This window comes from Pseudomonas pharyngis (assembly GCF_021602345.1).
Classification (GTDB): domain Bacteria; phylum Pseudomonadota; class Gammaproteobacteria; order Pseudomonadales; family Pseudomonadaceae; genus Aquipseudomonas; species Aquipseudomonas pharyngis.
Window position 1 is genome coordinate 601,279 of the sequence record NZ_BQID01000003.1, and the last position, 24,417, is coordinate 625,695.

A 24,417-nucleotide genomic window follows, 5' to 3' on the forward strand; every position below is an offset into this window, starting at 1 on the left:
CGACACTCTTTAGCAGTTGAAAAGGGACAACTCAATTCATCCCAGGCAGCTGGACCTTGGGCTTCACGTCGTTCTGCACAACGGATGCCAAGGGTGCGACCACTCCCTGGCTCTTGAGCAATTCGCCCATGGTCGCCTTGATTCGATACTGAGTAAATAACTGAATGTTTTTGATTTCAGCCAGACGCCGCGAAGCGGTGAACAGCTCGTTTTCGCTGTCGAGCAAATCCAGCAGAGTCCGTTCGCCGAGGCTGAACTGGCGCTGGTAAGCAGTGCGCACCGAAGTGCTGTGATCAACGTACTGCTGAGCGATCGGCACCTGGGCGTTGGCGTTGTTCAGGGCGTTCCAGGCCAGGCCCAGTTCTTCATTCAATTGGCGCAAGGCGTTGTTGCGGATGTCCAGCGCCTGGTTCGACAGGTAGGACTTGGACTCCAGATCCGCCTTGTTGCTGCCGCCCGAATACAGGTTGAAGCGCATGCGCAACATGGCCTGCCATTCGTTGTTGTGACCGTTCTGGCCGTCGAGGTCGTTGTCGGCAGTGCGGCCCAGCTCGGCGTCGAAGCGCGGGTAGAAGGTCGACTTGGCAGTCTCGTATTGCTTCTCGGCCGCGGCGATGTCGGACTCGGCCGAACGCAGGATCGGGCTGTTTTCCAGCATCTGCTGGCGCGCTTCATTCAGGTTGGCCGGCATCATCGCCATGAACGGCGCCGGACGCTCCAGCTGATCGGGCATCTGGCCGACGGCGCTGAGGAAGTTGGTTTCCGAGTCGGCGAGGTTGGTCTGCTCGGTGATCAGGTTGTTGCGCGCCTGAGCCATACGCGCTTCGGCCTGATCGAGGTCGGCCCCGCTGCCGACGCCGCGCTGGGTGCGCAGCTGGATCTGGTCGTAGATGCGTTGGTGACTTTTGAGGTTTTCTTCGGCCAGACGCACGAATTCGCGACGGGTCAGCACATCCAGATAAACCTGGGCCACGGTCAGCGCGGTGCGTTCGGAAGTGCCGAGCAGGGAATACGCGCGGGAGTTGACGGTGGCTTGTTGACGCCCGACTTCGCTGGATGTCGCAAAACCGTCAAAAACCATTTGCGACAGACGTAAACTTGACTCGCTGCGGTTCAGGGTTTCCCAGTGATTGCCGCCACCATTGGCGCGGGTGGTCACGCTGTCGGTGCCTTCACGACCATAACCGCCCAGCAGATCGACCTTGGGCAGGTATCCACCTTTTGCAGCCTTTAATTGATAATCCGCGGCCAGCCGACTGTTGACCCCTGCCTGGATTTCCGGATGGACATCCAGCGCCTGCTGCATGGCTTCTGGTAAGGATTGTGCTTGTACGAAAGACGCGGCGAGAGCGAAGGGTAGAGCCTTGAACAGGTGCGAACGCATGGTAAAGATTTCCCAGAACTTCTTGTCTTGAATCACAGCAAATTGGTGAGCTGCGTCGGAAGATGGCAACCGGAATGACCGTATGTCGGAAAGTTTAAAACCGGAACTGGATCACACGCTGAAGGGCAGGTCGCCGCATAAATATCAATGTGACATTACTGGGACGATTGTTTAGGATGGCACCCAGAAGGTCAATAGTTTGGCATAAAGTTAATAGCGAAAGAATCTAGCCAAAATATTGACGAGCAGCAGCGTCAACTTTGCTTCATCTTTTTTTAAAAGTACGTCCAGACTGAATCGGCGCAGACAGCCATCAGGTCTATGGAAGTCAACTGAACGTGACACCCGGAGAGTCTTCAATGAGCAGTGTTGTTGCCATCGTCAAAAGCATTGTCGGTCAGGTTTTCGTGGTGTCCCCAGAGGGCGTCCGTCGCGTACTCGTTGAAGGCGACCGGCTGTTTGCCGGCGATCAGGTCGACACCGGCGTTTCCGGCGCCGTGTCCCTGGAACTGGCCGATGGCCGCACGATCGATCTGGGCCGTGACACTCAGTGGAGCGCCGATACCCCGGACTCCAGCACCGACCTGGCCGAAGCCACCGCGCAAGCCGCGCCGTCGGTAGAAGAACTGCAACAAGCCATCGCCGCCGGTGTCGACCCGACTACCGCCCTTGACGCCACCGCTGCCGGCCCGAGCGCCGCAGGGACTGGCGGTGCCGCCGGCGGCGGTCACAGCTTCGTGATGCTCGATGCGACCGCCGGCCGCGTCGACCCAACCATCGGTTTCCCGACTGCGGGCATCAACGCTGCAGGCCAGGCCGCGCAGAACATCACCGGCGGCCAGACCACCGACACCAACGCCAATGCCCTGCGCGAATCGACCCTGAGCCTCAGCGCCACGCCGAGCATCACCGAAGCCGGCGGCGTGCTGGTGTACACCGCAACGCTGACCCAGGCGCCGCTGACCGACCTGACCATCACCCTGTCCAACGGTGCGGTGATCGTGATTCCGGCCGGTTCCACCACCGGCACCGTCAACGTGCCCCTGGCGCCGAACGACACTGTTTATAACGACCCGACCCAGATCGACGTGACCGTCACCGGCACCACCGGCGGCAACGGCATCACCGTGACCCCGCCGACCACCCCGGCCACGACCCAGGTCACCGACACCATCGACACCACCACCGTGACCCTGACGGCGGGCCCGAGCGTGACCGAAGGCGGTCAGATCACCTACACCGCGACCCTGACCAACCCGGCGCAGACGCCGGTGACCGTGACCCTGTCCAACGGCTCGACCATCACTATCGGCGCCGGCCAGACCACCGGCACCGTCAACGTGCCGACCGCACCGAATGACGTCTATAACAACGGCAGCACCGTCACCACCACCATCACCGGTGCCACGGGCGGCAACTTCGAAAACCTGGTGCCGAACCCGACACCGGCCGTTACCACGATCGTCGATTCGGTCGACACCACCAATCTGACTCTGACCGCCACCGGCACCGTGGTCGAAGGTGGCCAGATCACCTACACCGCAACCCTGACCAACCCGGCGCAGACGCCGGTGACCGTCACCCTGTCGAACGGTTCGACCATCACTATCGGCGCCGGCCAGACCACCGGCAGCGTCAACGTGCCGACCGCACCGAATGACGTCTACAACAACGGCGGCACCGTCAGCACCACGATTACCGGCGCTACCGGCGGCAATTTCGAGAATCTGGTGCCGAACACGACGCCAGCGACCACTACCGTCACCGACTCCATCGACACCACCAACCTGTCGCTGAGCGCCACCGGTTCCGTGGCGGAAGGCGGCTCGATCGTCTACACCGCAACCCTGACCAATCCGGCCGGCACCCCGGTGACCGTGACGTTGAGCAACGGCTCCGTCATCACCATCGAGGCCGGTAAAACCACCGGCACCGTGACCGTTCCGGCGCCGGCCGATGACGTCTACAAAGACGCGGGCAAGGTCGAAGTCACCATCAAGGACGCCACCGGCGGCAACTTCGAGAGTCTGGTGCCAAGCACTGTTCCCGCTGTCACCGAAGTGACTGACACCATCGACACGTCGACGGTCAAACTGACGGCTGATACTTCGGTTGCAGAAGGCGGCACCGTTACTTATACCGCTACGGTTGGCGCACCAGTCACCGGTTCGCCGGTGACTGTCACTTTGGCCAACGGTCAGACCATCACCATCGAAGTGGGCAAAACCACCGGCACCGTGACCACCACCGCGCCGAACGACGCATTGGCTGGCAACGCACCGCTGACCAACTCGATCACCGGCGTTTCCGGCGGTAATTACGAAAATCTGGTGGCCGACAAGACCCCGGTTTCGACCACGGTTACCGACGTTGCCGACACCACCAACCTGACCCTGAGCGCCACCGGTACTGTCGCCGAGGGCGGTTCGATTGTTTACACCGCGACGCTGACCAATCCTGCGGGCACCCCGGTGACCGTGACGTTGAGCAACGGCTCCGTCATCACCATCGAAGCGGGTAAAACCACTGGCACCGTGACTGTTCCGGCGCCTGCCGATGACGTCTATAAAGACGCTGGCAAAGTCGAAGTGACGATCAAGGACGCCACCGGCGGCAACTTCGAGAACCTGGTGCCAAGCACCGTTCCGGCCGTCACCGACGTGACCGATACCGTCGACACCACCACCGTCAAACTGACCGCGACCGAGTCGGCGGCCGAGGGCGGCACCGTCACTTACACCGCGACTGTTGGCGCACCGGTGACGGGCTCGCCGGTCACCGTGACCCTGGCCAACGGCCAAAGCATCACGATTGAAGTGGGCAAGACCACCGGCACCGTGACCACCACCGCACCGAACGACGCATTGGCCGGCAACGCACCGCTGACCAACGCGATCACCGGCGTGAGCGGCGGCAACTACGAGAATCTGGTCGCCGACAAGACTCCGGTTTCGACCACCGTCACTGACACCGTCGACACCACCAACCTGACCCTGAGCGCCACCGATTCCGTGGCCGAGGGCGGCTCGATCATCTACACCGCGACGCTGACCAATCCGGCCGGCACGCCGGTGACCGTGACCTTGAGCAACGGCGCGGTCATCACCATCGAAGCCGGCAAGACCACCGGCACCGTGACCGTTCCAGCGCCTGCCGATGACGTCTACAAGGATGCCGGCAAAGTCGAAGCGACCATCACCGGCGCAACCGGTGGCAACTTCGAAAACCTGGTGCCAAGCACTGTGCCGGCCGTGACCCAGGTCACCGATACCATCGACACCTCGACCGTCAAACTGACCGCGACCGAGTCGGCGGCGGAAGGCGGCACCGTTACTTACACCGCGACGGTGGGCGCCCCGGTAACCGGCTCGCCTGTGGTTGTGACCCTGGCCAACGGTCAGGCGATCACCATCGAAGTCGGCAAAACCACCGGCACCGTGACTACCACGGCGCCGAACGACGTACTGGCCGGCCATGCACCGCTGACCAACTCGATCACCGGTGTGAGCGGCGGTAACTACGAAAACCTCGTGGCCGACAAAACGCCGGTCAGCACCACCATCACCGACACCGTCGACACCACCACCGTATCGCTGACCGCCACCGGCAACGTCAACGAGGGCGGGCAGATCGTCTACACCGCGACCCTGACCAATCCGGCCGGCACCCCGGTGACCGTGACGTTGAGCAACGGCTCCGTCATCACCATCGAAGCCGGTAAAACCACCGGCACCGTGACCGTTCCGGCGCCTGCCGATGACGTCTATAAAGACGCCGGCAAAGTCGAAGTGACCATCAAGGACACTTCCGGCGGCAATTTCGAAAACCTGGTGGCCAACCCGACGCCAGCGGTGACCAACGTCGCCGACACCATCAACACCACGCACCTGACCCTCAGCGCCGAAAGCTATGTGCTCGAAGGCACGTCGATCACTTACACCGCGACCCTGACCAACGCCGCGCAGACGCCGGTGACCGTCAACCTGAGCAACGGCCAGACCATCGTTATCGAGGCCGGCAAGACCAGCGGTTCGGTGACCATCCCGGCGCCGAGCGATGACGTCTACAAGGATGTCAGCAAGCTCACCGTGACCATGACCGATGCCAGCGGTGGCAACTTCGAGAAGCTCGACGTCAGCAAGACGCCAGTCAGCACCACGGTCAACGACACCATCGACAAGACCACGCTGACCCTGAGCGCCAGCGACACCGTCAGCGAAGGTGGCCAGATCACCTACACCGCGACCCTGAGCAACCCGGCCGGCACCGCCATGACCGTGACCCTGGCCAACGGCGCGGTCATCAACATCGCCGCCGGTGCCACCAGCGGTTCGGTGAATTTCCCTGCGCCGGCCAACACGCCTTACATCGATGGCGGCAAGGTGCAGACCGCGATTGCCAGCCACAGCGGCGGCAACTTCGAACAGGTCGATGCCAACCGTACGGCTGTGGTGACCAAGGTTACCGACACCGTCGACACCACCAATATCAGCCTGAGCGCCACCGGTTCGGTCGCCGAGGGCGGTTCGATCGTCTACACCGCGACCCTGACCAACCCGGCCGGCACGGCCATGACCGTGACCCTGAGCAACGGCGCGGTGATCAACATCGCCAAAGGCGCGAGCACCGGCACCATCACCGTCGCCGCACCGGGCGACGACGTGTACAAGGACGCCGGCAAAGTCGATGCCAGCATCACCAAGACCACCGGTGGCAACTTTGAAAACCTGGTGGTCGACAAGACCCCGGCGGTGACCGACGTCACCGACACCATCGATACCAGCACCGTTTCCCTGAGCGCCACGGCCAGCACCGTTGAAGGCGGCGTGGTGGTTTACACCGCCTCCGTCACCGCACCGGTGACCGGCTCGCCGGTGGTCGTGACCCTGTCCAACGGCCAGACCATCACCATCCCGGTCGGCGCCAGCAGCGCCAGCGTCAACTACACCGCACCGAACGATGCACTGGCCGGCGGCAACACGCTGAGCGTGAAGATCGACGGCACCAGCGGCGGCAATTACGAAAACCTGGTCGCCGACAAGACGCCGGCCGTGACCTCAGTCACCGACACCGTCGACACCACCAATCTGACCTTGAGCGCTACAGGTTCCGTGGCTGAAGGTGGTTCGATCGTTTACACCGCCACGCTGACCAATCCGGCTGGCACGCCAGTGACCGTGACCCTGAGCAACGGCTCGGTGATCACCATCGAAGCGGGTAAAACCACTGGCACCGTGACCGTTCCGGCTCCGGCCGATGACGTCTACAAAGACGCCGGCAAAGTCGAAGTGACCATCAAGGATGCGTCCGGCGGCAACTTCGAGAATCTGGTGCCGAGCACTGTTCCGGCCGTCACTGAAGTGACTGACACCATCGATACGTCGACCGTGAAGCTGAGCGCCGATACGTCGGTGGCTGAGGGCGGCACTGTCACCTACACCGCAACTGTTGGCGCTCCGGTGACTGGCTCGCCGGTCACCGTGACTCTGGCCAACGGTCAGACCATCACCATCGAAGTCGGCAAGACCACCGGCACCATCACCACCACCGCGCCGAACGATGCGTTGAACGGTCACACCCCGCTGAGCAACTCGATTACTGGCGTGTCTGGAGGTAACTACGAAAATCTGGTGGCCGACAAGACCCCGGTTTCGACCACCGTCACCGACACCGTCGACACGACCAACCTGACCCTCAGCGCGACAGGTTCCGTGGCCGAAGGCGGCTCGATCGTTTACACCGCAACGCTGACCAACCCGGCCGGCACCCCAGTCACCGTGACACTGAGCAACGGCGCTGTTATCACCATCGAGGCCGGTAAAACCACCGGCACCGTGACCGTCGATGCGCCGAAAGACGACGTCTACAAAGACGCCGGCAAGGTCGAAGTCACCATCAAGGATGCAACCGGTGGCAACTTCGAGAATCTGGTGCCGAGCACTGTTCCGGCCGTTACCGAAGTCACCGACACCATCGACACCACCACAGTCAAACTGACTGCGACCGAGTCGGCGGCGGAAGGTGGCACTGTCACTTACACCGCCACCGTGGGCGCTCCGGTGACGGGCTCGCCTGTGACCGTGACCCTGGCCAACGGTCAGTCGATCACCATCGAAGTCGGCAAAACCACCGGCACCATCACCACCACTGCGCCGAACGATGCGTTGAACGGTCACACACCGCTGACCAACGCGATCACTGGCGTGAGCGGCGGTAACTACGAAAATCTCGTAGCCGACAAAACACCGGTCAGCACTACCGTAACTGACACCGTCGACACCACCGACCTGACGCTGACTGCGACCGGCACCGTGGCCGAAGGTGGCTCGATCACCTACACCGCCACCCTGACCAACCCGGCCGGCACTCCGGTGACCGTGACGTTGAGCAACGGCTCCGTCATCACCATCGAAGCGGGCAAAACCACCGGCACCGTGACCGTCGACGCGCCGAAAGATGACGTCTACAAAGACGCCGGCAAGGTCGAAGTGACCATCAAGGATGCAACTGGCGGCAACTTCGAGAACCTGGTGCCGAGCACTGTTCCGGCCCTTACCGAAGTCACTGACACCATCGACACTACCACGGTGAAACTGACTGCGACCGAGTCGGCGGCTGAGGGCGGCACCGTTACTTACACCGCCACTGTTGGCGCACCTGTCACCGGCTCGCCTGTGACCGTGACCCTGGCCAATGGTCAGTCGATCACCATCGAGGTCGGCAAGACTACTGGCACCGTCACCACCACCGCGCCGAACGATGCGCTCAACGGCCATGCGCCGCTGCCTAACTCGATCACTGGCGTGTCTGGCGGCAACTACGAAAACCTCGTAGCCGACAAGACCCCGGTTTCGACCACCGTCACCGACACCGTCGACACGACCAATCTGACCCTCAGCGCCACTGACTCGGTGGCCGAGGGCGGTTCGATCGTTTACACCGCGACCCTGACCAACCCGGCCGGCACCCCAGTGACCGTGACCCTGTCGAACGGTGCCGTCATTACTATCGAGGCCGGTAAAACCACCGGCACCGTGACCGTCGATGCACCGAAAGACGACGTCTACAAAGACGCCGGCAAAGTCGAGGCAACCATTTCGACCGCTACTGGCGGTGGTTTCGAGAACCTGGTGCCAAGCACCGTTCCGGCCGTGACCAACGTCACCGACACCATCGACACCACCACGGTGAAACTCACCGCGACCGAGTCGGCGGCGGAAGGCGGCACCGTTACTTACACCGCGACTGTCGGTGCGCCTGTCACCGGTTCGCCTGTGACCGTGACCCTGGCCAATGGTCAGTCGATCACCATCGAAGTCGGCAAGACCACCGGTACCGTCACCACCACCGCGCCGAACGACGCGCTGAACGGTCACACCCCGCTGACCAACTCGATTACTGGCGTGTCTGGCGGCAACTACGAAAATCTCGTCGCCGACAAAACCCCGGTCAGCACCACCGTGACCGACACCGTCGACACCACCACCCTGACCCTGAGCGCCACGCCGGAAGTCAACGAAGGTGGCCAGATCACCTACACCGCGACCCTGACCAACGCCGCTGGCACTCCGGTGACCGTGACGTTGAGCAACGGCGCCGTGATCACCATCGAGGCCGGTAAAACCTCCGGCACCGTGACCGTCGATGCACCGAAGGACGACGTCTACAAGGACGCCGGCAAAGTCGAGACGACCATTTCGACCACCACCGGTGGCAACTTCGAGAACCTGGTCACCAGCACCGCCCCGGCGGTCACCACCGTCAATGACACCATCGACACGTCCACCGTGTCGCTGACCGCCACCGCCAACGTCGCCGAAGGCGAAACCGTGGTCTACACCGCGACCGTGACGGCGCCAGTGACCGGTTCGCCGCTCGTCGTGACCCTGTCCAACGGACAGACCATCACCATCGCCGTCGGCGAAACCACCGGCACCGTGAATTTCGTCGCGCCGAACAGCCCGTTGGCGGGCGGCAGCTCGCTGAGCGTGACCATCGACAAGGCCACCGGTGGCAATTACGAAAACCTGGCGGTCGACGGCAAACCGGCAAATACCTCGGTTTCGGACACTGTCGACACGACCAACCTGAACCTGACGGCCACCGACTCGGTGGCCGAGGGCGGTTCGATCACTTACACCGCGACCCTGACCAACCCGGCCGGCACCCCAGTGACCGTGACCCTGTCGAACGGTGCCGTCATTACTATCGAGGCCGGTAAAACCACCGGCACCGTGACCGTCGATGCACCGAAAGACGACGTCTACAAAGACGCCGGCAAAGTCGAGGCAACCATTTCGACCGCTACTGGCGGTGGTTTCGAGAACCTGGTGCCAAGCACCGTTCCGGCCGTAACCAACGTCACCGACACCATCGATACCACCACGGTGAAACTCACCGCGACCGAGTCGGCGGCGGAAGGCGGCACCATTACTTACACCGCGACTGTCGGTGCGCCTGTCACCGGTTCGCCAGTCACCGTGACCCTGTCCAATGGACAGTCGATCACCATTGAAGTCGGCAAAACCACCGGCACCGTCACCACCACCGCGCCGAACGATGCGCTCAACGGCCATGCGCCGCTGACCAACGCAATCACCGGCGTAACCGGCGGCAACTACGAAAACCTCGTAGCCGACAAAACTCCGGTTTCGACCACCGTTACCGACACCGTCGACACCACCAATCTGACCCTGAGCGCCACCAACTCGGTTGCCGAAGGTGGCTCGATCACCTACACCGCGACCCTGACCAACCCGGCTGGCACTCCGATGACCGTGACCTTGAGCAACGGCGCGGTGATCACCATCGAGGCCGGCAAAACCTCCGGCACCGTGACCGTCGATGCGCCGAAAGATGACGTCTACAAAGATGCGGGCAAAGTCGAAGCAACCATTTCGACCGCCACCGGTGGCAACTTCGAGAACCTTGTTCCGAGCACTGTTCCGGCCGTGACCCAGGTCACCGACACCATCGACACCACCACGGTCAAACTGACTGCGACCGAGTCGGCGGCTGAGGGCGGCACCGTTACTTACACCGCGACTGTTGGCGCACCTGTCACCGGTTCGCCTGTGACCGTGACCCTGGCCAATGGTCAGTCGATCACCATCGAGGTCGGCAAAACCACCGGCACCGTCACCACCACCGCGCCGAACGATGCGTTGAACGGTCACACACCGCTGACCAACGCGATCACTGGCGTGACTGGCGGGAACTACGAAAACCTCGTGGCCGACAAAACGCCGGTCTCGACCACCGTCACCGACACGGTCGACACCACCAACCTGACCCTCAGCGCCACCAATTCGGTTGCCGAGGGCGGTTCGATCATCTACACCGCGACCCTGACCAACGCCGCTGGCTCGCCAGTGACGGTGACCTTGTCGAACGGCGCGGTGATCACCATCGAAGCTGGCAAAACCACCGGCACCGTGACCGTCGACGCGCCGAAGGACGACGTCTACAAAGACGCCGGCAAAGTCGAAGCAACCATTTCGACCGCCACCGGTGGCAACTTCGAGAACCTTGTTCCGAGCACTGTTCCGGCCGTGACCCAGGTCACCGATACCATCGACACCACCACGGTGAAACTCACCGCCACCGAGTCGGCGGCTGAAGGCGGCACTGTCACTTACACCGCCACCGTGGGCGCTCCTGTGACTGGCTCGCCAGTGACTGTGAACCTGTCGAATGGCCAGAGCATCACCATCGAAGTGGGTAAAACCACCGGCACCGTGACGACCACGGCGCCTAACGATGCGCTCAACGGCCACACGCCGCTGACCAACGCGATCACCGGCGTGAGCGGCGGTAACTACGAGAATCTGGTGGCCGACAAGACGCCAGTCAGCACTACCGTGACCGACACCGTCGACACCACCAACCTGTCGCTCAGCGCGACCGGCACCGTGGCCGAAGGTGGTTCGATCACCTACACCGCGACCCTGACCAACGCTGCGGGCACCCCGGTGACCGTGACCTTGAGCAATGGCGCCGTGATCACCATCGAGGCCGGTAAAACCACGGGCACCGTGACCGTCGCCGCGCCAGCCGATGACGTCTACAAAGACGCCGGCAACGTGCAAGCCACGATCACCAACGCGACTGGCGGCAACTTTGAGAACCTGGTCACCAGCACCACACCAGCGGTGACCAGCGTTACCGACACCATCGACACCACCACCGTGAAGCTGACCGCAACCGCAACAGCGGCCGAGGGCGGCACCGTCACCTACACCGCTACCGTAGGTGCGCCAGTGACTGGCTCGCCTGTGACCGTGAATCTGTCGAACGGCCAGAGCATTACCATCGAAGTCGGCAAGACCACCGGCACCGTGACCACTACCGCGCCGAACGACGTGCTGACCGGTCATGCACCGCTGACCAACGCGATCACTGGTGTGAGCGGCGGTAACTACGAAAATCTGGTGGCTGATAAAACCCCGGTTTCGACCACCGTCACCGACACCGTCGATACCACCAACCTGTCGCTCAGCGCGACCGGCACCGTGGCCGAAGGCGGCTCGATCACCTACACCGCGACCCTGACCAACGCTGCTGGTTCGCCAGTGACCGTGACCTTGTCGAACGGCGCCGTGATCACCATCGAAGCGGGTAAAACCACCGGCACCGTGACCGTTCCAGCGCCAGCCGATGACGTCTACAAGGACGCCGGCAACGTACAGGCAACGATCACCAACGCCAGCGGTGGCAACTTCGAGAACCTGGTCACCAGCACCACGCCAGCCGTGACCAGCGTCACCGATACCATCGACACCACTACCGTGAAGCTGACCGCAACTGCGACGGCGGCCGAGGGTGGCAACGTTGTCTACACCGCCACTGTTGGCGCTCCGGTGACTGGCTCGCCAGTGACGGTAACTCTGTCGAATGGTCAATCGATCACCATCGAAGTCGGCAAGACCAGCGGCACCGTGACCACCACCGCGCCTAACGACGTGTTGAATGGTCATGCACCACTGACCAACGCGATCACCGGCGTGAGCGGCGGTAACTACGAGAATCTGGTGGCCGACAAGACCCCGGTCAGCACCACCGTGACCGACACGGTCGACACTACCAACCTGTCCCTGAGCGCCACCAACTCGGTCGCCGAGGGTGGTTCGATCACTTACACCGCAACCCTGACCAATGCTGCGGGCACTCCGGTGACCGTGACCTTGAGCAACGGCGCCGTGATCACCATCGAAGCGGGCAAAACCACCGGCACCGTAACCGTTCCTGCGCCAGCGGACGATGTCTACAAAGACGCCGGCAACGTGCAAGCCACGATCACCAACGCCACGGGCGGCAACTTCGAAAACCTGGTGACCAGCACCACGCCAGCAGTGACCAGCGTTACTGACACCATCGACACCACCACCGTGAAGCTGACCGCAACCGCAACAGCGGCCGAGGGTGGCACCGTCACCTACACCGCGACCGTGGGTGCGCCGGTGACTGGCTCGCCGGTAACCGTGAATCTGGCCAACGGTCAGTCAATCACCATCGAAGTCGGCAAGACCACCGGGACCGTGACCACTACCGCGCCGAACGACGCGTTGACCGGCCACACACCGCTGACCAACTCGATCACCAACGTTTCTGGCGGCAACTACGAAAACCTCGTGGCCGACAAGACGCCGGTCTCGACCACCGTCACCGACACCATCGACACCACCAACCTGACGCTCAGCGCGACCGGCACCGTGGCTGAAGGTGGCTCGATCACCTACACCGCGACCCTGACCAACGCCGCTGGCTCGCCAGTGACCGTCACCCTGAGCAACGGTTCGGTGATCACCATCGAAGCCGGTAAAACCACGGGCACCGTGACCGTTCCTGCGCCAGCTGACGACGTCTACAAAGACGCCGGCAACGTGCAGGCCACGATCAAATCCGCCACCGGTGGCAACTTCGAGAACCTGGTCACCAGCACCACGCCAGCCGTAACCAGCGTTACCGACACCATCGACACCACCACCGTGAAGCTGACCGCGACCACGACGGCAGCCGAGGGTGGCAACGTGGTCTACACCGCGACCGTCGGCGCACCAGTGACGGGCTCGCCTGTGACTGTGACCCTGGCCAACGGTCAGTCGATCACCATCGAAGTGGGTAAAACCACCGGCACCGTGACCACGACCGCGCCGAACGACGCATTGACCGGCCACACACCGCTGACCAACTCGATCACCAACGTCAGCGGCGGCAACTACGAAAACCTCGTGGCCGACAAGACCCCGGTCAGCACCACCGTCACTGACACCGTCGACACCACCAACCTGACGCTCAGCGCGACCGGCACCGTGGCTGAAGGTGGCTCGATCACCTACACCGCGACCCTGACCAACGCCGCTGGCTCGCCAGTGACCGTCACCCTGAGCAACGGTTCGGTGATCACCATCGAAGCCGGTAAAACCACGGGCACCGTGACCGTTCCTGCGCCAGCTGACGACGTCTACAAAGACGCCGGCAACGTGCAGGCCACGATCACCAACGCCACGGGCGGCAATTTCGAGAACCTGGTGACCAGCAACACACCAGCCGTGACCAGCGTCACCGATACCATCGACACCACCACCGTCAGCATCACCGGCAGCACCTCGGTGACCGAAGGCCAGACCGCAACCTACACCGTCAGCCTGACCAACCCGGCGCAGACCGAAGTCACCCTGAAAATCGTCTACAGCGGCACCGCCGCCGACGGTTCGGACTTCACCGGCGTGTACACCGTGAAGATCCCGGCAGGTGCCAGCACTGCGCAGTTCAACGTCGCCACAATCGATGACAAGATCACCGAAGGTACCGAAAACTTCGTGGTCAAGATCGACTCGGCCACCGGTGGCAACTTCGAAAACCTGGCGGTCAGCAGCACCAATGGCAGCGTCAGCACCTCGATCATCGACAACGATGCACCGCCGGTCATCGACCTGGACGCCAACAACTCCAGCGGTGCAACGGGTGCCGACTACAAGGTGACCTTCACCGAGAACACCCCGGGCGCAGGCGTGTCGATTGCCGACACCGACATCAAGATCACCGACCCGGACAGCACCATGCTGACCGGCGCCACCGTCGTGCTGACCAACCGTCAGGACGGCGATGCGCTGAACCTGGGCAACAGCGTCAACGGCATTACCATCAACGCCAACAGCACCAACGGCACCGTCACCCTGACCCTGTCGGGTAACGCGACGCTCGCCGACTACATGCAGGCCATCAAGAACATCAGCTTCACCAACAGCAGTGAAGACCCGAGCACCGTGCCACGGATCATCACCGTGACCGTGACCGATGGCGGCAACTACTCCAACACCGCGACCACCACGGTCAACGTGGTGGCAGTCAACGATGCGCCGGTCGCTGCACCGGTCAACGTCACCGGCACCGAAGACACCCCGCTGATCCTCGGCTGGTCGACCTTCGGCGTCAGCGACGTCGACAGCCCGGCCAGCAGCCTGGGCGTGAAAATCACCCAGCTGCCGGGCGAAGGCAAACTGCAGTATCTGGACGGTTCGACCTGGAAAGATGTCGCCAACAACCAGACTTTCAGCAAGGCCGATATCGACGCCGGCAAGTTGCGCTTCCTGCCGGATGCCAACGAGTCGGGTGTGAACGGTTACGGTGGTACTGGCGTTGGTAACAATCAGGCCGACTACGCGCAGATCAAATTCCAGCCAACCGACGGCCAGTTGCTGGGCAACACTGGCACCATCAAGATCGACATCACCCCGGTGGCGGATGCACCGACCCTGTCGGTCGCCGACAACAGCGTGAAATCCACCGGGCTGATCAAGGAAGTCTGGACCGGTCTGTCGGGCCTGGGCACCGACGGCAGCGGCGCCAACTCGACCACCCTGAAAAACGTGATCGACGGTGCCGGCAAGCCGAACACCAGCGGTACCGTGAACAACGTGCAGTCCGACGGCAGCGTAACCGCCGGCACTGCGTCGAAAACCTCGGGCCTGATTTATCTGGAAGCCGGCAAGACCTACACCTTCAGCGGCACCGGTGACGACAGCCTGCTGGTGACCATCGGCGGCAAGAGCGTGGCGTCCACGACGTGGGGCGCGGGCGGCAACCTCAACGGTTCGTTCACCCCGACCACCAGCGGCTACTACACCCTGGACATCTACCACCACAATCAGAGCGGCCCGGGCAGCTACGACGTCAACCTGTCGGTCAACGGCAGCACGCCGATCGACCTGAGCAGTGCCGGCGTGCCGATCTATACCGGCGTGCAGGATCTGGTGAATGCCGGCGTAACCGTCTCCGATCTGCACGGCAGCAACGGCGAAGGCTATTACGACGGCTACAAGCTCAACACCGGCGCCGAAGGCACCACCGTGAAACTGTCGTCGATCAGCACCGCGCTGACCGACACCGACGGTTCGGAAACCCTGAGCATCAAGATCAGCGGCGCACCGGTCGGTTCGGTGCTCAGCGATGGCGCAGGCCACAGCTTCACCGTGACCGCCACCAGCGGCGACGCCAACGTCACCGGCTGGAACCTCGGCACCCTGACCGTGACCCCGCCGACCTACTACAACGGCCAGTTCAACCTGACCGTGACCTCGACCTCAACCGAACAGGTCGGCGGCTCGGCCAGCACCACTGCGACCATCCCGGTCACCGTGGTGCCGGCGGTGTATAACGCGGTGGTCGCCACCTCGGCGGACGACACCGTCACCGGCACCGACGGCAACGACATCATCGTCGCCGACATCGGCGGCCTGACCGTGGTGCCGGGCACCAACTACAACATCGCGTTCATGGTCGACAGCTCGGGCAGCATGAGCGCCTCGTCGATCAACGCCGCCAAGGACTCGCTGACGTCGGTGTTCAACACCCTCAAGCAGAGCCTGGGCAGCAACTCCGGCACGGTGAACATCTTCCTGGTGGACTTCGACACCCAAGTCAACAAGTCGGTGTCGGTGAACCTCAACGACCCGAACGCACTGACCTTGCTCAAGGCCGTGCTGGACTCGATGTCGTCCGGTGGTGGCACCAACTACGAGGACGTGTTCAAGGCCACGGCGAACTTCTTCCAGAGCACCGAAGCGCTGGCCAACACCGGGGCGAAGAACCTCACGTACTTCATTACCGACGGCCAGCCTACCTATTACCAGAGCAACGAGCAGACCAACCCGACGCTGTACGGCAATGTGAAACTCGATGACGTGGTCAAGACCAGCAACTACAAACTGGGCGACAGCTTCAGCACCTACATCGACAACACCCACTACCTGAGTATCAACACTGCCGGCGCCGTGGTATTGCAGACGTACAAGAACGGCAGCTGGAGCTGGAACAGCCTGGGTACCATCCACGCTCAGGGTGACGGTACCTACGAGATCTCGAGTCTGGCGGGCAACGGCAGCAGCACCACGACGACGACCACCGATAACGCCAGCAGCGGTTTCGCCTTGCTCAACGGTTTGTCGAATGTGGAGGCCATCGGCATCAACAGTGGTGTCAGCCTCAACGACCTGAAACCGTACGATTCGGACAAGACGCCGCAGACCAACATCGATCCGAAGGACCTGGCCAACTCGATCATCGGCCACACCGAAGCGACGATGCCGGGCAACGACACCGTCAGCGGTGGCGACGGCAACGACATCCTGTTCGGCGACCTGGTGAGCTTCAACGGCATTGCCGGCGAGGGTTATCAGGCAATGCAGGCGTTCGTGGCCAAGGAAACCGGGGTCGACGTCAGCAAAGTCACCACCAGCAACGTGCACCAGTACATCACCGAGCACTATCAGGCGTTCGATGTGTCCGGTGCCCACGACGGCAACGACACGCTGCTGGGCGGCGCGGGCAATGACATTCTGTTCGGCTCGGGCGGCAACGACCTGCTCGACGGTGGCAAGGGCAATGACATCCTGCTCGGCGGCACCGGCAACGACACGCTGATCGGCGGTCAGGGCAACGACATCCTGATCGGTGGTTCCGGTGCCGACACCTTCGTCTGGAAGGCAGGCGACACCGGCAACGACGTGATCAAGGACTTCAAGGCCAGCGAAGGCGACCGCATCGACCTGCGCGACCTGTTGCAGGGCGAGACCGGCAGCACCATCGACAACTTCCTGAAGATCACCACGGTCGACGGCGTGTCGTCGCTGCAAGTCAGCTCGGGCGGCAAGTTCAACTCGGGCGATGCAGCCGCCGCCACACCGGACGTGACGATCAAACTGGAAGGCAACAACTGGTCCACGGCCAACATTCACAACCTGATTGCCGGCAGCGATCCGACCATCAAGGTCGACCACAACAACAGCTGATGCGTGAACAACGGCCGCCCCACTGGGGCGGCCGTCACGTTTGCAGCGCTTGAACCGGTGACGATTTCGTCGGCGCACCGCATACTCGCGCGCAATTGGCTATGCTGCTGACAGCATGACGCTGGTCCATTTCCGAGGGATGCTCAATGTTTTACGTGCAACGCGATGCGCAGGGTCAGTTGATTCGCGTGGAAGCTGCGGCCTACGCCGAGGCCACGGAAACGCTGCCGGCCGACCACCACGAAATCCAGGCCTGGTACGCCAACGAGGCGGTGGAAAACAGCCTCAAACAGCTCAAGCAGAGCGACCTGGAAATGATCCGGGTACTCGACGACCTGATTCAGGTGCTGACCCAGAAAGGCGTGATCCGCGTCACCGACCTGCCGCCGGCGGCCCAGGCCAAGTTGATGGACCGGACCCAGGCTCGGGAAGCGCTGGGCGGATTGAGTCAGTTGATCGATGAGGATGAGGGTGGGTTGATCTGATTTGCCTGTAAGTACAGATCAAAAGCCAGCCCTCACCCCAGCCCTCTCCCGGAGGGAGAGGGAGCAGACCGTGGAATATTGGGGTAGTACGCCGACGTGAAAGAGCTTCGCTGAATCCATAATCGACTCGATTTTTCAGGTCGATGTATAGCGCCAGACACCTCGGTCGGTCCCCTCTCCCTCCGGGCGGTCCGACGTTTCGGGAGGGCTAGGGTGAGGGCAGCGATCTCAATGACTCATCGCCAAGGCGCAGGCTCACCGAACAACTGCCCCTGAACCCCATACAACCCCATCTCGCGGATCACCGACAATTCCCCTTGCGTCTCGACCCGCTCGGCAATCAGCGGCAGATCGATGCTGTGCGCCGCACGCTGGATCGCTTCGATGAACAGGCGCTTGTCGCTTTCCTGATCGATCGCCCGGATGTAGCTGCCATCGATCTTCAGGTACGCCAGCCCCAGCCGCGCCAGGTTGCCGATCATGCTGAAGCGTCCGCCGAAACGCTGCAGGCTCAAGGAGAAACCGAGTTCACGCAGGCGCCGGGTCAACTGTTCCAGCACCGCTTGCTCCGGCAATTGTTCCTCGCCGATTTCCAGGGTCAGGCGCGCACCGAGGTTGGAATGCGCCCGTAGAATCTCGAACACTTTGTTCAACGCCTGCGGATCGGCGAGGGTCGCCGAGGACAGGTTCAGCGCCAGGGATTGTTCATGGCCGGCCATCTGCTCCAGCACCCGTTCGAGCATCAACCGGTCCAGCCGCGCGGTCCAGCCGAAGCGCTCCAGCCACGGCAGGAAGCGTCCGGCTGGAATGGTCTGGCCCTGCTCGTCGAGCAAACGCGACAGCACTTTGTAATGCAACACCAATTGCGTGTCCTGCGCCGCCACTACCGGCTGGAAGAACAGCTCGAAACGCCGCTGATTCAGGGCCTGATCGAGCAAGCGGTGCCAGGCGTGGTGATCGTCGCCGACCTCCGCCACCAGGCTCTGATCGAGGCACGCCCAGTTCTGCTCGCTCTGCCCTTCGGCCTGGGCCAACGCCTGATCGCCGAGGCTGAGGACCGCTTGCGGCGAATCGCCGTGAGCGAACGGCGCCAGGCCGATAGAAGCCACGGCGGGCACGTCGGTGGCGCCTGTCGCGTGCAGGCTGCTCAACGCACTGTCGAGGCTCTGCGCCAATTGCAGCGCTTCTTCACGGGTCAACCCCGGCGCCAGCACGGCGAATTCACCGCCGCGAATGCGGGTGACGAGGTTCTGGGTTTCCGGGTATTTGGCGCACTCGCGGGACAGTTGCTCGCCGACCGCTTTCAACAATTCATCGGTGCGCTGACCGCCGAGGCGCTGGTTGAGACCGGCCAGATCCTTGACCCGCAACAGCAGCAGATAACCGGAACTGGCCTGCTCCGGGTTGCTCACCCGCGCATTCAGCTGCATCTCGAAATAACGCCGGTTGGCCAGCCCCGTGAGGTTGTCCTGATAGGACTCGGTGCGCAGTTTTTCACTGCGCTCGGCCTGCTCCTGGAACAGCGCCTTGAGCTTCTCGACCATCTGGTTCATCGCCAGCACCACGCGGCGCAATTCAGGCGTGCGCGGCAGATCCGGCAGGCTGAGGAATTCGCGGCGGGCGATGGCGTGGGATTGTTTGACCATGTAATCCAGCGGCTTCAATTGCCGACGCAGCAACAGCGCGCCCAGCACCGCACTCACCGCCCCGCAGACCAGCAACCAGCCAAGGCTGCCGAGCGCGCTCTGCCAGAGCTTGGCCAGGGCGAACATCGGGTGGCTGACCACCTCGACCCGCGCCGCCTGCTCCCAGCCACGGCTGACCAGCGCATCGCCACCGGCCGGTTCCAGGCCGATCAGTCTGACGAACCAGTCCGGCACGTTGGTGATCGCCGGAATGCCGTTGCGCTCGACAATGGTCTGGTCAGTCTTCAGATCGACCACGCGGATGCTCGAGTAATAACCGCTGTCGAAGATCGAGCTGACCAGCAGCTCGACCATCGCCGGGTCATCGATGTTCGGCGTCAACGACAGCGCCAGCGCCGTGGCCGCATCCTGGGCGTGGGAGCGCAACTGGTTGACGTACTGGGTGCGCGAGCTCTCCAGACTGACCATGAAGCTGCCGGTGAAGGCGACCACCAGGAACAGACAGATAGCGATCAACAGCTGTTTGAACAAAGACATCTGAGCGCGTGCTCCTAGTTAGTCGTCTCGACCGGAAATCCTTCGGCCTGCATTTTCTTCAACACATCCTGCCAGCGTGACAGGCGTTTGGTGTCACCGACCTTCTTGTTGCCCTTGGCGCCCGGCAGGTACAGCCCTTCGGCATTGAAAGAGTAGACCGGCAGCAAATCGGTTCGCTCGGCGGCCGGCTTGATCGGGTCGATCAGGCTGTCGAGCACCAGCGGCATGGCGTCAGGGCTGGAATAGTAAGTCAGGACCATGTGCGCGCGGTTCTGGCGCAGGGCCTTGACGTAGGTGATGCGCAACTTGTCACTGGCCACACCGAGATGGCGCAGGCTGAAATACTTGGCGATCGCATAGTCTTCGCAGTCGCCGGCGCCTTTCCACAAGGCTTCGATGGGGGTTTCCCAATAATCGACCTCGTGCCACAGATCGATGTCTTCGACGTAGCGCATCTGTTTGTTGAAAAACAGGTTCACCACTTTGAGCTTTTCCATCTCGCTGACCTGCTTCTGCGTGGCCAGCAGATTCTGCCAGGCATCAATCCGCTGTTGCCCGGCGCCCAATGGCCCGTACAGTGCCGTGGCCTTGCGGCTGATCGCGGAAAAATCCCAATCGGCATGCAGGCCGCCCAGCATGATGCCGGCCAGCAGCAGCGCGCCGGCAAGCCAGCGCGCAATCCGTGGGATCACGTAACGTACCGCCAATGCAAGGCATCCAGGGCAGAGAGGAAAGCGCTTGATGGTGAAGGTTAGCCCAGCAAAAAACAATGGCACCATGAGATCATCGCTGCCGCGCTAAACTTCAGATGTGACAGGGTTCTTCTACACGGTTTGACAACCTGTAGAGCAATCACTAGTGTCCTTTGGATCCAAATCCGCAGTCATAGGGTGTGCAGTTGTGACCCAAAAGCCCAAGCCACTCCACAGCATCAAAGTCGACGGCCCGATTCCCGCGCATCTGGCGCGCTCGGTCATCGAAGAAACCCTGCGCGCCGCCATTCTCGACGGGCGCCTGCCCTGCGGCACCGCCGTGCGCCAGCAGGATCTGGCCGACCTGTTCGGTGTCAGCCGCATGCCGGTGCGCGAGGCCTTGCGCCAACTCGAGGCCCAGGGCCTGCTGAACGTCACTGCCCACAAGGGCGCCGTGGTGGCGCCGCTGATACAGGGTGACGCAACGGAAACCTACGAGCTGCGCATTCTGCTGGAGTCCGAAGCGCTGCGCCAGTCGATCCCGCTGCTGACCCCGGCCGACCACGAACGCGCGGCCGGTTTCATCGAAGAGCTGGAAAACGAACACGACTACACCGAAATCGGTCGGCTCAACCGTCTGTTTCACATGGCGCTCTACAGCAAGGCGCCCAATGGCCGATTGCTGCGGCTGGTGGAAGACGGCTTGAATGAAGAAGAACGCTTCCTGCGCTTCAACCTCGAGGCCATGGGCCTGGGCAAAATCTCCCAGGACGATCACCGCGCGTTGTTGCAGGCGGTGAAAGAGCGTGACACCGCGCACGCCGTGACACTGCTGGAGCAGCACCTCAACCGCGGTGTCGAGGTCATCACCCGTTACCTCGCCAGCTCCGCCGGCCAAAGCCGCAAAGCGGCGCACTGAATCCTCCCTCCCGGGTGAGCCTCCACTCACCCGGCGAATAACCCGCTTACAAATCCCCCCACCCGTCACGGTCATTTGCCGTGGCACATCGACGCCTGCGCTCTAACCTCCCTTCTGCTTTGAACAGCCCGGAATTTGCACCGCAAGGAAGTCATTTTCGACGATAGCCGCGGCGCCGATTTACGCGCACCCTTGAATCGCCAACCCAATATAGAACGGGGACGCGCCGCCCCGGCAGCAGTCCCCGCACCAGGAACCTACGGAAGGAGCCTTGTCACGGGAACAGGAAGAAACGGCGCTCTTACAGCCCGACTTCATCCCCTCATATCAATTCGATTACTTAATTTGAAAGTTGCTTCGAGTGAGGCATTCACTCTTGTCGTTCAATTTTGGCCATTAAACGCCGAAAGGAGCAACTACGCCCAAATAAAACTTAACTTATAAGTTTTATCAGCCCCACTCATACTTCAAAAACAGCCAACTAAAAATAATTAAAAATAAACTTGTTAAGTTGTTTTGCGATGTATTAGTTTTTCTTCGCCGGGTTTGGATCCGAAATCACCAACCCGGCAAAACCTTGCGCTACGGCCGGGTTCGCAGCGGTTTATCCGTCTGCTGCTGTCCCGGGCCCTTCAGACATTGCCTGTTTTCATCGAAACCGAATGAGGCTGTCGTTCGCCTGGAGAAACTTGCTCAACGTTGTTAGCGATTAATTGAGCGATCCTTATTCCCTATTAACCAGAGTCTCGCAACCATGCCAACCAAAGAGCAACTTACACTGAAGAAAGCCGAACTCAGCATTCATCCGATCTTCTCCGAGATCGATTCTTTGGCGACATTGCGCCGGTTTATGGAGTCCCATGTATTTGCTGTCTGGGACTTCATGTCGCTGACCAAACGCCTGCAGCAGGAACTGACTTGCACTCGCCTGCCGTGGTTACCGCCACGGGACCCGCACGCAGCAAGACTGATCAACGAAATCGTGCTCGGGGAAGAATCGGACGATCGGCTGTCACACGGGCATTACAGTCACTTCGAACTGTACCTCGATGCCATGCGCGAAGTCGGTGCGGACACGACAGCCGTGGAACGCTTCGTCACGCTGCAGCAGGAGGGCGTGAGTTACGACGTCGCCCTGCAAAGCGTCCAGGTCGATCCGGCGGCGGCGCGATTCGTCCGCGACACTTTGCACACCGCACTGCATGCACCCGGTCACAGCGTTGCCGCCGCCTTCCTGCACGGTCGCGAGAGCGTGATCCCGACCATGTTCCAGCGCATGCTCGATGCCTGGGGCATCGGCGTCGAACAGGCGCCGACCTTCCGTTACTACCTAGAGCGACACATCGAAGTCGACTCCGAAGACCACGGCCCGGCGGCGGAGCAACTGCTGGACCGACTGGTGGACGGCGATCCGCAGCGCGAAGCCGAGGTCTACGCCAGCGCCATCGCCGCCGTGGAAAGCCGCATCGCCCTGTGGGACGGCCTGCGCCTGAGCATGCGCGAACCGCTGGCGGAGGTGGCCCAATGAATGCCGCCGACTACCAGTCTTTCGCCGATGCCTGGGAAAGCCGCGCGACCATTCGCACCCGGCCACGCCGCGTGCTGGAGGACGACGCGCGGCTGATCTATCCACTCAGCCGCCAGCCGTTGGTGCTCAGCGAAACCTTCCTGCGTGAATGCCCGCAGCAGCGTGATTTCGCCCTGGTGCAGACGCTGTACAAATTCATCAACGACGTGGTGATTTTCGAAACCGAGATCGTCGACAAGACCGCCCGCAGCATCGCCAAGAACCGCTTCGCCGTGCCCTTCCCGTTCGCCTGTCGCTACGACGCCATGACCGTGGTGGTGGACGAGGATTACCACGCGCTGGTGGCGATGGATTTCATGCAGCAGACCGTGGCCATGACCGGCATCGAGCCGATCGAGCTGCCGAATGAAATCGAACTGAGCCGGGCGATTCCGGCCGCCGTCGAACTGGCCCCGCAACACCTGCGCAGTGCCGTGGAGCTGATCTGCGTGGCCATCGCCGAAAACACCGTGACCGGCGACGTCGCGGCGTTCGCCCGGGACGACACGGTCAAGCCATCCATCAAGGGCCTGATGGCCGACCACTTGCTCGACGAGGGCCGGCATTCGAGTTTCTGGGCGCGGATGGTGCGCATCTACTGGCACACCGCGAGTGACGCGGATCGCGCATGCATCGCGCAGATCCTGCCGGTGTTCATCGGCCATTACCTGACCAACGACATCCAGAAGGCCTTCGACCTGCGCCTGATCGACGCCCTGCCGGTCAACGATGCCACCCGCCGCGCACTGAAAGACGAGATGGCCGGGCTGGCCTTCCCGATCAATCGCCACCACCCGTTGGTGGGCAACATCGTGCGGTTTTTCCACAACAGCTCGCTGCTCGACACACCGTGCGTGCAGCACGCCCTGCGCGATTACCTGGTTTGACAAGGAGG

The 24,417-nt window shown here is 62.1% G+C and carries 8 protein-coding genes; 5 read left to right on the top strand and 3 right to left on the bottom strand.

Translation table 11 applies throughout. The annotated features are described in order from the left end of the window. Positions 1-31 precede the first annotated feature (31 nt). Entirely contained in the window at positions 32-1,384 is a 1,353-nt protein-coding gene (locus tag L6D74_RS09605; RefSeq protein WP_011331849.1) for a TolC family outer membrane protein, read from the bottom strand. A 359-nt stretch (positions 1,385-1,743) separates the two neighbouring features. On the opposite strand from L6D74_RS09605, the gene L6D74_RS09610 reads away from it, so the two are divergent. Together L6D74_RS09610 and L6D74_RS09615 are read left to right on the top strand one after the other, a co-directional pair. Then, a complete protein-coding gene (locus L6D74_RS09610; RefSeq protein WP_276574946.1) occupies positions 1,744-17,676 on the top strand; it encodes a LapA family giant adhesin in 15,933 nt (5,310 codons plus the stop codon). Positions 17,677-17,822: 146 nt separating this feature from the next. Further along, the gene (locus L6D74_RS09615; RefSeq protein WP_039773037.1) at positions 17,823-18,161 is read left to right on the top strand and encodes a hypothetical protein; all 339 of its coding nucleotides are present in this window, start codon (positions 17,823-17,825) and stop codon (positions 18,159-18,161) included. Between the two features lie 236 nt (positions 18,162-18,397). Here the strand turns inward: L6D74_RS09615 and lapD are convergent, their stop codons facing one another. Then, on the bottom strand, positions 18,398-20,344 hold the full coding sequence (gene lapD / locus L6D74_RS09620; protein ID WP_236188866.1) for a cyclic di-GMP receptor LapD: 1,947 nt from the start codon (positions 20,342-20,344) through the stop codon (positions 18,398-18,400). Positions 20,345-20,358: 14 nt separating this feature from the next. Then, positions 20,359-21,051: a cysteine protease LapG gene (gene lapG, locus L6D74_RS09625; RefSeq protein ID WP_039773040.1), complete on the bottom strand. Its 693-nt coding sequence runs from the start codon at positions 21,049-21,051 to the stop codon at positions 20,359-20,361. Positions 21,052-21,244: 193 nt separating this feature from the next. Here lapG and L6D74_RS09630 point away from each other — a divergent pair, with 193 nt between their 5' ends. The 3 genes from L6D74_RS09630 (at position 21,245) to L6D74_RS09640 (ending at position 24,409) form a co-directional block, all read left to right on the top strand. After that, positions 21,245-21,955 carry a GntR family transcriptional regulator gene (locus L6D74_RS09630; protein WP_221398446.1) on the top strand — a complete coding sequence of 237 codons (711 nt, stop codon included), beginning with the start codon at positions 21,245-21,247 and terminating at the stop codon, positions 21,953-21,955. 754 nt (positions 21,956-22,709) lie between these two features. Beyond that, on the top strand, positions 22,710-23,483 hold the full coding sequence (locus L6D74_RS09635; RefSeq protein WP_236188867.1) for a DUF3050 domain-containing protein: 774 nt from the start codon (positions 22,710-22,712) through the stop codon (positions 23,481-23,483). After that, positions 23,480-24,409 (top strand): diiron oxygenase, encoded by a 930-nt coding sequence (locus L6D74_RS09640; RefSeq protein WP_236188868.1) that lies wholly within the window; start codon positions 23,480-23,482, stop codon positions 24,407-24,409. The genes L6D74_RS09635 and L6D74_RS09640 overlap by 4 nt, the downstream gene beginning before the upstream one ends. Positions 24,410-24,417 lie beyond the last annotated feature (8 nt).